The organism is Chryseobacterium culicis (assembly GCF_900108365.1).
Classification (GTDB): domain Bacteria; phylum Bacteroidota; class Bacteroidia; order Flavobacteriales; family Weeksellaceae; genus Chryseobacterium; species Chryseobacterium culicis.
On the sequence record NZ_FNWQ01000004.1, the window covers coordinates 1 to 15895 of the forward strand.

General features: G+C 38.5%; 11 protein-coding genes. 2 read left to right on the forward strand and 9 right to left on the reverse strand.

Features of this window, described 5'->3' with window-relative positions:
- Positions 1-510 precede the first annotated feature (510 nt).
- Entirely contained in the window at positions 511-1773 is a 1263-nt protein-coding gene (locus BLW74_RS15105; protein ID WP_089693618.1) for a ComEA family DNA-binding protein, read from the forward strand.
- Positions 1774-1841: 68 nt separating this feature from the next.
- Here the strand turns inward: BLW74_RS15105 and rluF are convergent, their stop codons facing one another.
- From rluF to BLW74_RS15135, 6 genes are all read right to left on the reverse strand, one after another.
- Positions 1842-2564 (reverse strand): 23S rRNA pseudouridine(2604) synthase RluF, encoded by a 723-nt coding sequence (gene rluF, locus BLW74_RS15110; protein WP_089693620.1) that lies wholly within the window; start codon positions 2562-2564, stop codon positions 1842-1844.
- Complete coding sequence (locus tag BLW74_RS15115) at positions 2564-3142, reverse strand: hypothetical protein (protein WP_089693622.1); 579 nt, start codon at positions 3140-3142, stop codon at positions 2564-2566. Before BLW74_RS15115 ends, rluF begins: the two co-directional genes overlap by 1 nt.
- Complete coding sequence (gene truB / locus BLW74_RS15120; RefSeq protein ID WP_089693624.1) at positions 3139-3837, reverse strand: tRNA pseudouridine(55) synthase TruB; 699 nt, start codon at positions 3835-3837, stop codon at positions 3139-3141. Before truB ends, BLW74_RS15115 begins: the two co-directional genes overlap by 4 nt.
- Positions 3838-3861: 24 nt before the next feature.
- Entirely contained in the window at positions 3862-4680 is an 819-nt protein-coding gene (locus BLW74_RS15125) for an undecaprenyl-diphosphate phosphatase (RefSeq protein WP_089693625.1), read from the reverse strand.
- Positions 4681-4788: 108 nt separating this feature from the next.
- On the reverse strand, positions 4789-5085 hold the full coding sequence (locus BLW74_RS15130) for a DUF3098 domain-containing protein (RefSeq protein WP_185116364.1): 297 nt from the start codon (positions 5083-5085) through the stop codon (positions 4789-4791).
- Positions 5086-5087: 2 nt separating this feature from the next.
- Entirely contained in the window at positions 5088-5987 is a 900-nt protein-coding gene (locus tag BLW74_RS15135) for a cell division protein FtsX (RefSeq protein ID WP_089693627.1), read from the reverse strand.
- 91 nt (positions 5988-6078) lie between these two features.
- Here BLW74_RS15135 and rsmA point away from each other — a divergent pair, with 91 nt between their 5' ends.
- Positions 6079-6849, forward strand: a complete 771-nt coding sequence (rsmA, locus tag BLW74_RS15140) for a 16S rRNA (adenine(1518)-N(6)/adenine(1519)-N(6))-dimethyltransferase RsmA (protein WP_089693628.1) — start codon at positions 6079-6081, stop codon at positions 6847-6849.
- Positions 6850-6958: 109 nt separating this feature from the next.
- Here the strand turns inward: rsmA and BLW74_RS15145 are convergent, their stop codons facing one another.
- The 3 genes from BLW74_RS15145 to BLW74_RS15155 form a co-directional block, all read right to left on the reverse strand.
- Complete coding sequence (locus tag BLW74_RS15145; protein WP_089693630.1) at positions 6959-9316, reverse strand: choice-of-anchor L domain-containing protein; 2358 nt, start codon at positions 9314-9316, stop codon at positions 6959-6961.
- Positions 9317-9603: 287 nt separating this feature from the next.
- Positions 9604-13182, reverse strand: a complete 3579-nt coding sequence (locus tag BLW74_RS15150; RefSeq protein WP_089693632.1) for a choice-of-anchor L domain-containing protein — start codon at positions 13180-13182, stop codon at positions 9604-9606.
- A 178-nt stretch (positions 13183-13360) separates the two neighbouring features.
- Positions 13361-15721, reverse strand: coding sequence for a choice-of-anchor L domain-containing protein (locus BLW74_RS15155; RefSeq protein WP_089693634.1), 2361 nt, complete (start codon positions 15719-15721; stop codon positions 13361-13363).
- Positions 15722-15895: the final 174 nt, after the last annotated feature.

The following is a 15895-nucleotide window of genomic DNA, read 5'->3' on the forward strand; positions in this document are numbered from 1 at the left end:
AAATATTGCTGGTCAATTGTCGTGGTAACCTGGCTTAGAAAATCCTGGGTAGAGGATTTGATGTCTTTCTGCCATACTACTTCCTGGGCAGATAGGCCCCAGACTGCACATAAAATATATGCACTGAGATAGAGTTTTTTCATCCTGTGTTGTTTTGAGTTTACAATGATTTTTTAATCCCGCGAATTTAACTTTTATTAACATATGAGGAAATACGTTCATTTCATTTAACATAAATCCTACTATTAATAATGAAATATTATTGATGATATATTAAATCCGTTTTGTTATAATGCAAAAATATCTATGCACTACGACAGAACATGTCGTATTAAAAATAAAAAGCAAAAAAGTAAAATCAGAATGTTCATCCTCAATTAAGAAATTACATCACACAAAAGAGAATTTTAACATTAACTTTTAAACAATGAATAACAATTTGACCATCATCTTTAACCATTTCATCATCAGCTGTTGCTATGTATTTCTATTAATTAATATGTTTACCGGATGATGAGAAAAAACTATTACAGAAAGCTTGCTTTTATGGTCACTGTACTGACTATTTTATTTGCCTATCAGAAGTATACCAGCCGGGACAAAGAACCTTTTCCCGAAGTCACATTCATTACCAGTAAGACTTTGTCTGAAAATTTATCAGATTTTGATCCCAATATCCTGAACAGAGAGCAATGGCAGAAACTGGGGTTTTCTGAGAAGCAAACCGCCACCATTCTTAAGTATAAAGAAATATTAGGTGGGAAATTTACATCAAAAGAGCAGTTGAAAAAATGTTATGCTATTTCCGAACAGAAATTTGATGAATTAGCCTCTTTTATAATGCTTCCTGAAATGACCGAAAGAGGAAAATTTAGTGAATTTAATAAGACTAATAAAAAAGAACTGACCATCAAAGGAAAATTCAATCCCGATCAGTACACTGTCCAAGATTGGCTTACAATGGGATTCAGTGAGCGACAGGCGGAAGCTATTATCAAGTATAGAAATTATCTTGGGGGAAGTTTTGTGAGCAAGGAAAAATTCAGAGCATGCTTCATTATTTCACCTGAAAATTACAGCAAGCTTGCTTCCTATCTGCTGTTACCCGAAAAAACTCCTGAAAATTTCAAAAATTTCTCGAAAAACAATGCTGTTGCGACCAAAATCAGATATCATGCTTTTGATCCCAATCAACTAGACTTAGAAGGCTGGAAAACTCTTGGCTTTTCGGAAAAGCAAAGTATCACCATTATCCGTTATCGGGATAAAAACTTAAGGGGAAGCTTTAAAAGTCTGGAAGATCTGCAGAAATGTTTTGTGATTTCCCCTGAAAAATTTCAGGAAATGAAACCTTACATTAAGCTTCAGGAAAAACAGCAGGAAAAGACAGATTTTTCAAAAACAGATCTCAATGCCATAACTTTCAGACAGCTTACCGAATTTGGCCTGGATGAAAGAAGTGCCGGATCTATAATTGGCTTTAGAAAGAAGCTGGGAGGTTTTATGAATAAACAGCAGATTCTAACGACTTACAATATTGATAAGGATCTTGTTCAAAAACTCATTTCGATAGCTCCGCTTAATAATTCAGATGTTCCTAAATATTCTTTGACAGATGCACCTGAAGAATGGCTTAAAAATCATCCCTATTTTAAATATTCTGCAGACAAAATTATTTTCTACAGAATCAGTAATCCGGATGATAAAAAAATATGGAAACTCTTAAAACTGAAACCTGAGTATGAAGAAAGGATGCGGCTTTATATTAAATAACTGATGACCGAAAGTTGAAGATTGATTTTAAATCCTCAACTTTCAGCTGTTATTTTTAATAAAATTAATTAGTCGAATGTTTTGCTTGAATCCGTAAGCAAAGTGTTCAGCATCTTCATTTCGTCATCGGTCAGGTCTCTCCATTTGCCGATAGGGAGATCAAGCTTGATATTCATGATACGGATTCTCTTCAGTTTTTTAACCTCATATCCAAGGTATTCGCACATTCTTCGGATCTGTCTGTTAAGCCCCTGGGTAAGAATAATTCTGAAATTCATTTCATCAATTTTCTCCACTTCACATTTTTTGGTTACAGTATCCAAAATAGGAACACCATTTCTCATTTTTTCAAGAAATCTGGGCGTAATAGGTTTATCTACACGAACCAGGTACTCCTTTTCGTGATTATTGCGGGCTCTCAAAATTTTATTAACGATATCACCATCACTGGTAAGTAGAATGAGCCCCTCACTTGGTTTATCCAGCCTGCCGATAGGGAAAATTCTTTTCGGATGATTGATATAGTCTACAATATTATTTTTTTCGCGCTTTGTATCTGTGGTACAAACAATTCCTACCGGTTTATTAAAGGCAATATACACAGGCTTCTCCTGAGGTTCTCTTATTGGTTTTCCATCTACTTCTACCACATCTTCATCAGAAACTTTAGTTCCCAGCTCAGGAATTTTTCCGTTTATTTTGATTCTTCCTTCTTCCAAAAGCTTATCTGCTGCTCTTCTCGAGCAGTATCCAACCTCTGATAAATATTTATTGATACGCGTTTTTTCCATTAGTCTTTTCCGTAACCGGTATAATTTTTATTGCTGAAAATTGTAACTCCATAGCTTACTCCTATGAAAAAGCCATCGGTTCCTTCTTTCAGTTGATGTGATTCAAATACAATTCCTCCTTCCTGGCTCAGTCTTTTTGAATAAGAAACCTGCATCCCCAGTCTTGCACCCCAGAACGCTGTATTTGAAATAGCAGAATGGTTCAGCTGCTTTCCGTAATTAATATCTATGTAAAAGGGTCTTTCGCCAGGAGAAAAAATAACCTTCGGCTGAATCACCCAATAAACAAGATGGTAATTATCCTGTATAAAGCTGTATTTGATTCCGGTTCCGAGTGCAAAGTTAGGAAGAAAATTGTATCCGCCAATTGCAGTAATACCATAAGTCAGATTTCCAAGTGAAGATCTGTTCTCAATATACTGCGAGTTATTAGTCTGATTTTTCTTATTGATATTAAATCCTACATTGAGAGAAGGATTAAAATAAAAATCCATTTTTGATTTTCCGGTTTCCGAATCCTGAGAAAAGCCTTTAAAAAAAGAAAGTGTCAATAAGAAAAGGAATAATTTTATTCTCATAGGCTTTCAAATCTGTACTCATTATTCAAGAATTGGTCTGTCGCATTTTCAATAGCATAATCTCCGATTTTTGTACGTCTTAACTGCGTCAGGTAAGCTCCTACTCCTAATTCCTGCCCGATATCGTGAGCCAGGCTTCTGATGTAGGTTCCTTTTGAACAGCCTACCGTGAAGCTCACGAGAGGAAAATCAATTTTAATATCTTTAATATAATGAATTGTTGTTTTTCTGGCCTTCATTTCTACTTCTTCACCCGCCCTGGCAAGGTTGTAAGCTCTTTCTCCATCAATTTTAATAGCTGAGTAAACGGGTGGTTTCTGCTCAATTTCCCCCACAAATTTTTCAAGAGCCTCTTTTACGTTCTCCTCTGTAATATGTGAGATATCCTGTTGAAGAATTTCAGGTTTTTCAGTATCATAAGATTCTGTCTGCACACCGATTTTAATCTCTGTCCAATATTCTTTAGGAGCGTCCTGAATCTCAGGAATTTTCTTTGTAAATTTCCCGCAGCAGACGATAAGCAGTCCTGTAGCCCTGGGATCTAAGGTTCCGGCGTGTCCAATTTTAAATTTTTTAGGAAGATCGAACTCCCTCTTAAGTTTGTATTTCATTTTATTGACAGCCTGAAAGGAAGTCCAGTCCAAAGGTTTGTCTAATAAAAAAATGTATCCTGATTTCAGTTCTTCAGCAGTCATGAATGCGTATAAATGAATAATTTCTTATTGAAAGAAATAAAAATAGATCAAAAGAGCAATTCCAACAAAAATACGGTACCAGCCCCAAGGTTTGAATCCATATTTATTAAGCACTCCAATGAATGCTTTGATAGCAATAAGCGCCACAATAAATGCCACAATATTTCCAACCACAAAGATCATAATGTGATCCTGCGAAGCCATGATCATTTCATAACCTTTCTGTGGATTGGGCGTTTCTTTTCCCCATGTTTTTACAAAAACCGAATATACTGTTACGGCCAGCATGGTAGGTACAGCAAGGAAGAAAGAAAATTCTGCAGCCGCTTTTCTGGTAAGGCCCTGTGCCATCCCCCCTATAATAGAAGCTGCACTACGGCTTGTCCCCGGCATCATTGCAAGACATTGCCAGAAACCGATGGTAACTGCATTTCTTATTGTAATTCCTTTTTCATCATCAATTTTTGGGTTTTTAAACCATTTGTCAGCAAAAAGTAAAACAACACCTCCTAAAACCAATACGGAGGAAATCGCAATCTGGTTTCCAAGCACGGCTTCAATTTTATCGTCAAACAAATAGCCTAAAACCAATGCCGGAACTACAGCAAAAGCAAGTTTAAAATAAAACTGAATATTATTGAAGTCAAAAAACTTTTTCCAGTACGCTACAACAACGGATAAGATAGCTCCAAACTGAATAGATACCTGAAACATTTTTAAAAACTCTGTTTCTTCCAATCCCATAAGACTGGCGGTGAATCCCATGTGTGCGGTAGAAGAAATCGGGAGATACTCTGTCAACCCCTCTACAATGGCAATAATAATTGCTTTGATTAAATCCATATTCTTTTAAAATTAAAAAGATTAAAAAATTTAAGAATTAAAAAGACAGGCCCACGGCTCAAATCTTTCAGTTCTTAAATTTTTTAATCCTTAAATAAAATTATTTTATTATTTTCTTTTTAAGATAGCGTACACTTCTATTGCAAATCCTATGACAACAAACAGCGGCGCAATTCTGATTCTTCTGATAGAAAAGATACCGTCATTCCATGAGGCCGGATCAAATTTACCATCTACCGTATTGGCATCCGGTCCCATCATCAGGAGAAACCCAACTACAATGAACGCTAATCCTATCAGCATCCATTTGAAATTCTGCTGTCCGAAATAGAAAGCGTTTTCCTGCGGTACTTCAGCTTCATGTCCAAAGTCTGAAGCAGAAATTTTATTTGTTTTTTTGCTCATTGTTAAGAGTAATATAAATCGTCAACGTTTGATTTTAAGAATCTCCATGTAGCGAAAATGGTACTTAAAACAGAAATAAAGATTCCCACGCCCAATACTAAGATAATCAGCCAGAAATACTGATTATTATCCTGTACGAAAGCAGAACCAATCTGGCTTGTGAAGTAATACCAGACTCCTCCTAATGCAAGAAGCCCAATTACGGAACCAATAGCTCCTAAAATCACAGCTTCTACAATGAAAGGTTTAAGGATGAATCTTCTTTTCGCCCCTACAAGCTGCATTGTTTTGATAATAAATCTTTTTGAGAATATTTTCAGACGGATCGAGTTGTTGATCAATACAACCGCCAATACAAGAAACAGAATAGAAAATCCTAAAATCCATTTTAAAATTCTGCTCAGGTTATTGTACACATCTACCATTAAAGTACTGTCATTTTTTACATCAATGATGCCTGGAACAGATTTAATTTCTTTGATGGCCAGATCAATTTTTGCGGGATCCACAAATTCCGGTTTTAAAGCAACTTCAATGGAAGAAGGAAAGATATTTTCTTCAAACAGGGCATCACTGTCTATTCCCATCGTTTTCTTGGCTTCTTTAGCAGCCATGTCTCTTGAAATATAGGTTGCTTTCTTTACCGGAGCTAATGTCTGTACTTTTTTAAAAGTTTCTTCCTCCAGTTTTGCAATTTTTACAGAATCTTTAGCGTCATAGTTTTCATCAAAGTAGGCATTCACTACCAATTGTTCCTTGATATAGTCAGAATACTTCTGGGCATTAATCAGAATAAGCCCCATTAATCCTAACAAAAATAACACTAAGGCAATACTTATCACTACTGTAATATTGCTGGACCGAAGCCTTTTCTTATTAAATTCATCTACAGATTTAGCCATTAATATTAAAATTTTTGGCTAAAATAGAAAAAATCTTCCGAAATTTGGGACGAAAAAAAGAAAATCACTGTTAATAAAATCATAAAAAACTTTGAGTGTAAAAGCAAAAAAACATCTCGGACAGCACTTCCTGACGGATGAAAATATCGCAAGAAAAATCGTAGAAGGTCTTAGTTTTGAGAACTATAACAACATCATGGAAGTTGGTCCCGGAATGGGAGTTCTTACCAAATACCTTCTTGAAAAAGATCAGAACATCTATCTTGCAGAAATAGACACCGAGTCTATTGAATACCTGAAAAACAATTATACGAAAGTAACTGAGGATACTTTTGTAGGCGACTTCCTGAAACAGGATTTCAGTTTTTTAAAAGATGAACAGATTGCCATTATTGGTAATTTCCCGTATAATATCTCATCACAAATCTTATTCAAAATTGTAGATCACTATGAACTGATCCCGGAAATGGTTGGGATGTTTCAGAAAGAAGTCGCTGAAAGAACGGCTGCAATTCCTAGAACTAAAGATTACGGTATTCTTTCTGTACTGATACAGGCTTATTATGATGTATCTTATATGTTTACGGTTCATGAAAATGTTTTCAACCCGCCTCCGAAGGTAAAATCCGGAGTGATCAGGCTGACAAGAAATCCGAAAGAGGGTCTGGCAGGAAATGAAATACTATTTAAGCAGATTGTAAAAACAGGATTCAACCAAAGAAGAAAAAAACTTTCTAATGCGTTGAAATCTTTAAATATCCCTGAAGCTTTGAAAGATCATGAATTTCTAGATAAGAGAGCGGAAGAGCTCAGTGTAACAGATTTTATACATTTTGCTCATCTCTGGAAAGAAAATCAATAAAAAAAGCTCCTGTAAAGGAATTCTTTTATTGGGCTAAATCATCCGTTACAAGCAGAAGGCCTTTCAAAATATTTTTGAAAGGCCTTCTTTTTATATTACATTATCAATTCTAATTTCTGTTTTTCAGCATAATCCATCCTGACCAGTTCATCTGAGCTTTTGATTTCGGATACTCAAACTGGAACTTATACCAGTATGTTGCTGTAGGAAGTCTCTTACCCCCTACTGTTCCGTCCCAGACTGGATTTTCTTTTGAGAATCTGAACATCTCTACTCCATATCTGTCATATACAGAACCTGTAAAGTTTTTAAAATCTCCCAGAGCTTTAAGATCCAGAACATCGTTAATTCCGTCTTCGTTCGGAGTAATAATATTATTGATCTGCAATGTAAAGAATTCTAGAGATCCCACGCAATGTGTCCCTACTCTTCTTACTAAAACAGTATAATTTGTATTATCCAGAAGATTGCTGAATACGTTTGAAGCCTGCCATGTAATTCCGTTGTCAATAGAATACTCCAGTGTACTTGGTGTATTATTCATTGGCGGGTTCTCCGCAGTAATGGTCACTGTTTTCTTGATACTTTCGTAATTGATAGCCGTAACGAACGGTGTAGCGGCACCCAGTACTTTAGCTTCGAAAACTTTTTTACAAATACCATTATCAATTTCTACGGAATAGATTCCCCACTGGTCTACCACAATTTTCTGAGTGGTAGCTCCTGTACTCCAAAGATATTTGTAACCTTGTCCTGCCCCTGCATCAAGCGTTACCTTATCACCAACACACATTTCGACATCCTGTAATGGCGAAGTGATCTCTGGGGTTACCTCAATTCTTATGGTTGCCGGGTTAAGAGATTTACATCCTTTTGCCCCGATTGCATATACTGTAAATGTTGTAGTCTGGTATAAAGTAACCGTCTGAGTGTTACCTGTTCCCATAAAGTTGCTCCATTGGTAAGTTGCTCCTCCGTCAGCGGTAAGGGTTACCGATTCTCCCGGACATATTTTTATTCTGGAAGATTTCACTGTTGCCGTTGGGGTTACCTCTTTGAGTAATTTCAGTTCTACTATCTTACTGCAAAATGCTCCATTGGAAACAAGAACATACAGGATTTGTCCGTCGTTACCATTATAGTTTAACGGAGTCTGAATATAGTTGTTATTTTGAGCCACTGCATCCGCCTGATTCTCATAAAACTTGAAAATAGCTCCAGGTGTTGGGCTGATGGTAGATGTAATGGTGCTTAAATCAAATGTGGTAATATCCGGTGTTGTACAAAGTAACAGTGTTGCATCCTGAGCCTGAGGGGTTGTTCCTCCGTGGATCTGGATGGTGGCTTTACCCGGACATGGATTACCCGGAACACTTACTTCGATGGTATAGGTACCAGGCTGCACAGCTGTAATGGTATTAGTAGTTGCATTAGGGATTGCAGTACCGTTAAAATACCACTGATATACAAGGTTAGGATCATTTACAGAAGCAGTAATTACCTGAGGTACATTATCACACACATTGATATCTGAAGGTAGTTTTGTACCTGCAGGGTCCAAAAGATCTACACCAATGTTGAAAGATCCGCCTTCCAGAAATACTGCAGAGTCATAACTGTGGTCACTGTAATCAGCAATTACCATTTTAAAGTGATATTGCTGTCCTGCTACTACCGTTGCTGTGGCTGTCAACGGAATTGTTCTTCCGTTAAAGTTGGTTTCAACGTTACCTGTATTGTAACCGGCAAAATATTGTTCGTTTACGGCACCACAACTTCCTGGTACTGCTGGGTGAATATTGGTGATACTTACCGGTCCTGCTCCTCCCGGAAGTACGGCCATATTTACATAAGGTCCACCTGAAGTAGGTCTGAGCAAGATGGCAAATGCATCTGCAAAGGTACATGGGAAAGATCCTGTGTACTCCTCGGATGCAATCAGATAATTAAATTTAATTTGGCTGGTGGTAGGAACGAAGTCGAATTCCAGTAGAACGGCATCATTAAGTCTGCTTTCTACGACCCCGATTACCTGTGCAAGGTCAGCATCTGATCCTCCGCCGTTAACGTCGTTGAGACCTCCTTCGAAGGTATTACCAGCTCTTCTCGCAAATCCGGTAGAAAGGACAAGCCCATCTTTAAAAGGAAAATTGGTGGTAGCTTTATGAAAATATCCCCAGGCTCTGTCTGCATTGCTTGCAGCATGATTAGGCGTAATCTTCACATTGGTCACATTGGGAGTAAGACAGGTATTGGTTCCGGATGAAATCAGTACATCTTTTACCATTTTCTCAATAGTATAACTTGACTCAGGGTATGACGGCGCATTCACGTCAATAAAAACACCCGCTCTTCTGGAAGCCGCTGTAGGAGTTTCCTTTACGGGTTTCCTCGGTGGCAGGTCTTGTGAAAACAGAGAAGTCGAGATGACTAAAAAAAATAAACAAAGCGGTAGATATCTTCTCATAATATTTTTGTTTCAACAAATTTAATTTTTTTTTAAATATATCATACACATATTTATATTTTTTACAACAAAAAAACAAAAGAAGAACCTTATCTGATCAATTTTCATTAATCAATCCCTATCCGTTCAAGCTATACCTAATGTGGTAGCACAGTATTATTAATTATTTTAACATATTTCCCGTCGATTTTTGATAATTCCCAGAACACCATAACGTATATTCTTAAAAACAACAAAATCTTTCGTTGCTGAAAGATTTTGTTATTTATTCTTGATTTCAATAAGTTTTAATTTCTATTTTTTAGAAGGATCCAGCCTGAACGCTGCTCCAGTTTTTTGCTGGCAGGGTTTTCCCATTGTACCCTGTACCAATAAGTAGCGGTAGGAAGATTAATTCCCTTTAAGGATCCGGTCCAGATGACATTCCCTTTACTTGCTTTGAAAACTTCCGCCCCGTATCTGTCGAAGATGGAAGCTGCAAAATCTTTATACCCGCTGATTCCAGAGAAATCTATAGTATCATTTACACCATCCATATTAGGAGTGATAGCATTACTGATAATAAAGGTAAAATAATCCAGCGAAGTTCCACACTTAGCGCCTTTCACTCTTACCATCAGTGTATACATCGTATTATTTAAAACGCCTGTAAATACATTGGACGCCTGCCAGGTTAATCCACCGTCTATTGAATATTCAAGAACACCTCCTGTAGGATTGCTTGCTGTAAGGGTAAGAATATGATTATCGTAAACAACATTGGTAAACTGTGGCAGATCAGGATTAATCAGCTGAGCTGAGAACGTTTTGGAACAAACTCCATTACTGATTGTTACAGAATAAGTACCGGGAATATTGGTTGTAATCGTTTGAGTCGTTGCTCCTGTGCTCCATAAATAGGTATAATTTAGTCCTGAGCCGGCGTCAAGGGTTCCCTTATCTCCTGCACAGACAAATACATCTTTTAAAGTAGAAACAATTGCGGGCACTACTTCAATAGTTACTTTCGCAGGGTTTACGGAACTGCATCCGTTTCCTCCCAATGCATAGACTGAATATTCTGTTGTTGTGGTAGGGGTAACCACCTGTGTATTACCATTGCCGGTAAGACCTATCCAGTTATAGGTAATTCCTCCCGAAGCCGTTAATGTTACAGATTCTCCTTCACATATTTTAAATTTTGATGCCGTAAGCCCTGCGATAGGCGGACCTACCTGAACGGTTACACTTGCTGCAGTTGCAGAAATACAACCATTAGCTCCAACAGCAAATACTGTATAAGTGGTCGTTGCTGTAGGCGAAACAACCTGAGTGTTTCCATTTCCGGTAAGACCGTTACCCCAGTTATACGTTACCCCTCCGGAAGCTGTTAAGGTTACAGATTCTCCTATACAGATTCGGGGTTGAGATGAAACCACAGCAGCTACCGGCTGTACTTTATCTTCCTGTACAGTTACCGTTGAAGTAAAGGTACAGCTCAGATTTCCCGGTTGCGAAACATTGGTGACAGTTAAAGTATAAGTACCTCCGGCGCTTACAACAGGCGTAAGTGTATTACCACCTGATACAATAGTGCCTCCTGTTGTTGACCATGCAATAGTAGATCCTGCAGGTACAACAGATGCTGAAGCATTAATTGTAACTTGCGGTGTTGTACAGGTAATTGTTTGTGGTGCGGCAATTGTAAGAGTGGTTTCAGCTGTTTTCAGTAATTGAAGAGATACTACATAGCTGCAGCCTCCATTGCTTACCAATACATAAATGGTCTGGTTGGCAGGTGGTGTATATGCCGTAAAATTCGTGATAAAGTTTCCGTTAGCAGCATTGGCATCTGCCTGATTGACATAATAGGTAAATGTAACTCCTGCTGCAGTCGTAATCTGAGGTTGTGCTTCGGTAAGATTAAAAGCTAATCCCGGCTGATAACACTTATGCAGGATCGCATTTTGTGCTGTAAATGGCTCTGATACTTCAATTGTTATGGTAGCTGGATTCTGAGATGCACAGCCATTTGCTCCTACTGCTGTTACTGTATAAGTAGTGGTAACAGTAGGTGAAACAACCTGTGTATTTCCGTTTCCGGTAAGACCATTTCCCCAATTGTAGGTAGCGCCTCCTGAAGCGGTAAGGGTTGTCGAATCTCCTTTACAGATTTTTATTTTACTCGCTGTAAGTCCGGTCACTGGCGGTGCGCTGTTTCCTGTTACAGTTACAGTAGCTACTGCCGTACAGCTAAGATTTCCGGGCTGGTAAACTTTTGTTATCGTTAATGTATATGTTCCCGCTGCATTGATTACAGGATTTAAGGTAGTCCCTCCTGACACAATATTTCCTCCTGTTGTAGTCCAGTTAAATGTAGCACCTGCGGGATAAACAGACGCTGATGCATCCAGTGTAGTCTGAGAATTTGCACAGGTTAAGACGGCTGGAGGAGCAATAGTAGGTATCATCTGCGGTGCTTTCACCAGCTGTAATTCTGCAACTTTTGCACAGAATCCGTTTGCGACTCTTACATAAACGGTTCCTCCGGCACTCTGATAAGCTGTCGGGTTTGGAATTGTATTGGTATTTCCTGCGTTAGCATCTGCCAATGTGGTATAGTATGAAAAAGCGGCGCCCGGAGTTGTGCTTATTGAAGCCTGTGCTGATGTTAAATTAAAAGTGGCATTTCCAGCAGCATAACAAGCCGTGAGGGTTGCATTCTGTACCGTGGGAGATGTACCTCCTACCACTGTAATGGTAGCTTCTCCCGGACATGAATTTCCCTGAATAAAAACTTTAACGGTATATACACCCGGCTGCGTAGCGGTGTAACTTGCGTTGGTGGCTCCTGCTATCGGATTGGCTCCCAGAAACCACTGATAGGTTATATTTGGCCCCTGAACTGAAGCGGTAAAAGTCTGTGGTGCATTATCACACATATTCACAGAGGAAGGAAGCTGTACTCCTGCCGGATCAAGAATTTTCACTCCAATATCGAATGATCCTGCCTCCAGAAACACTGCTGAATCAAAGTTGGGATCCTGATAATCTGCCAGAACAATTTTAAAATGATATGTTTCACCCGGAATTACAGTTGCTTTCGCAGTAAGCGGAATCGTACGTCCATTAAAATTAGTTTCGATCTGAGCAGTGTTGGTACCGCCGTAATAGGCTTCATTTTTTGGTCCGCAGTTTTGGTATTGCGGATGAATATTGGTGACACTTACAGGTCCTGCCCCGCCGGGAAGTACGGCAAGGTTGGTATAGGTAGGATCAGTTGATTTTTTCAGCAGCAATGCAAAACCATCGGTAATGGTACACGGAAAGTTTTGCTGATATTCTTTTGATGCAAATAAATATCTGAAGGTAATTTCTGTAGAAGCCGCCACAAAGTCAAACTCTATAGAAGTAGCGTTTGTAAGATTATTATTACCGATTCCCAAAGCATTGGCAAGATCTACATCTCCTCCGGTTCCCAGGTCATCACTTAAAGTACCCTGAAAAGTATTTCCTGCTTTGGAAGCATATCCTGTAGAAAGTATAATTCCTTTGCTGAATGGGAAATTGGTGTTGGATTTATTAAAATATCCCCAGCTTCTGTTCTGATTAGTAGCCGGTAAATTGGGAGACACCGTTACGTTGCTTACACTGGAATTGGTACAGGTACCTCCGGATATAAGGACATCTTTTATTAATTGCGTGATAGGATAGCCGGATTCCGGGTAACTTGGTGCGTTCACATCAATAAAGACGCCAGCCTTTAACGAAGCTGCTTTAGGTTTTGCGGCAATTTCTACCCTTCCTTTATTCTGAGCCAAAATAAAGTTACCGACGAAAGCTAAAAATATCGCTAAAAATAAATTTCCTCTCCTCCTATTTAACATTTTATATTATTTTAAACAAAAATACTATTTTTTTTGATTGAAATTTAAGTTAACATAATTTACATTATTACTAACGCAAATTTATTTATGTTAGAATATCAACTTTGTTTATTTAAAATCATAAAAAAAGACTGACTAAAATAGCCAGTCTTTCTAATATTATTTAATATGCTTTAAATTATTCTATATTTTTAAGCAATATCCATCCGGTTTTCACCGTGATTTCTTTACTGGCAGGATCTTCGAAAGTTACCTGATACCAGTAGGTAGAAGTAGGAAGTTTTTTACCCTGGAAATATCCATCCCAATACGGTCTTATCTTCTCTGCTTTGAACACTTCTCTTCCGTAACGGTCAAAAACCTGTCCGCTGAAGTCTTTATAATTAACCACTCCACTGAAATCTATAATATCATTAACGTTGTCTCCATTTGGCGTAATGACATTTTTCATTACGAATGTGAAAAATTCAAGGAAGCCCACACAGCTAGTGTATTTAACTCTTACTCTGATCGCAATTACTTTATTTTTAGGAACATTGTTAAATATATTGGAAGACTGCCATGTAACTCCGTTGTCTACTGAATATTCAAGGATACCGTTACTTGGATTACTTGCAGTAAGGATCATTGTTCCGTTTTCGCTGTAATCTACTTTGATTACTTCCGGAATTACCGCTTTGATCACCTGTGTTTTGAACTCTTTAGAACACACCCCATTGCTAATCGTTACTGAATATTCTCCCGGAGTTCCCACCGTAATGCTCTGACTTGTTTCTCCCGAGCTCCACTGGTAAGTATAATTAGGCCCTGAACCTGCATCTAAAATAATTTTATCCCCCTGACAGATATGCCCCCCTTTTAAGTTGGAAACAATAGCTGGCACTACTTCAATGGTAATACGGGCCGGCTGTAAAGATTTACATCCCTGTGCCCCGATAGCATATACTGTATAGGTAGTGGTCTGAGTAGGACTTACCGTTCTTATTCCTCCTGTAGCAGCAGTGGAATCATTCCATTGATAGGTTACTCCGCCTGTAGCGGTAAGCAATACAGATTCTCCGGCACAGATTTTTAATCTTGGTGCTGTAACCAGAGCTGTTGGCGTTTCTTCTTTTCTTAATGTTAAGGTTGCTATTTTGCTGCAAAAAGCTCCGTTAGAAACCAGTACGTATAATATTTGTCCATCGGTTCCTGTATAATTGGTCAGATTGGTGATATAGCTGTTATTCTGAGCCTGCGCATCAGCCTGATTGGCATAGAAACGGAATACCGCTCCCTGCGTTGTGCTGATTAGAGGTTTTGCTGTTTCTAAATTGAAAGTGGTGATTGTAGGTGTTGTACAAAGCTTAAGCTCTGCATTTTGTAATGTAGGACTTGTTCCTCCGATAATGGTAATGGTTGCTTCACCAGGGCACTGATTTCCGGGAACCATGACTTTCACAGTGTATACTCCCGGCTGGTTAGCAGTATAAACAGCACTGGTTGCTCCCGGAATGGCAACTCCATCTTTATACCATTGATAAGTCATTCCCGGAATAGCTGCTACCTGTGCTTTCAACTGTTTTGGTGTATTGTCGCACATATTGATGCTGCCTGGCAAAACAACTCCTGCTTCATCTACAATTTTAATTCCCACGTCAAAAGAGCCGCCTTCCAGGAATACTGCAGAATCATGGGAAGGATCTTTTGCATCTGCCAGTACCATTTTAAAATGATACGTCTGCCCTGGAATTACGTCTGCAACGGCAGTTAACGGTGTTGTTCTTCCGAAATAATTGATAACAAGATGCGGATTGGCCAAAGCTCCGAAATAACCTGCGTTGATAGGTCCACAGCTGAATCCATTTCCTGCCGGAACAATATTGGTAGCACTTACAGGTCCTGCCCCTCCCGGTAATATGGCAAGATTAGTATAGGTAGGATCCCCCACTTTCTTCAGCAAAAGTGCAAACGCATCGGAATATCCGGTACAAGGATAATTGGAGGTATATTCATCCGAAACGAATATATAATTAAATTTTACCTGATTGGAATTCGGGACGAAGTCAAACTCAAGTGCTACAGCATCTGTTAAACTTACCGTTGCTCCTGTAGCGGCTACAAGATCTGCGTCACTTCCTGTGCCTACAGACTGACCGACAGCGGCTACATAGCTGTTACCCGCTTCCGAGGCATATCCTGTAGTAAGAACAATACCATCAGTAAAAGGAAAGTTTGTGGTCCCTTTATGGAAATATCCCCAGAATCTGTTGCTGTTCGTCACATCATGATTAGGAGATACGGTAACATTGGTTACATTGGCTGTTGTACAATTGGTACCGCCGTTGATCAAAATATTCTTCACCAATTGCTCGGGAGTATAGTTTGATGGGGTATAAGGAGGTACATTTACGTCTATAAATGCTCCGGCTCTAAGAGCAGCAGCAGAAGGCTTTATCTTCTCTGATTTTCTGACTGGTCTCGTTTGAGAAAATGCAGAAACAGAAATCAATAAAAAAGAAAAAAGGAAAAAATAGTTTTTTAGTCTATAAATTAACATTTTGTTTTCATTTGTTCAAATGTAGCAAAAATAATTGTACTAATATATTCCGGCTTGCCACTATTTTCTCATTCGTCTTCTACATTCACAATGAATTTTTCTTATTATTACATTTTCCATAATTATCTAATCAGACATTTATCTTAAAAGAAAGCCAGATCAACATGTTGATCT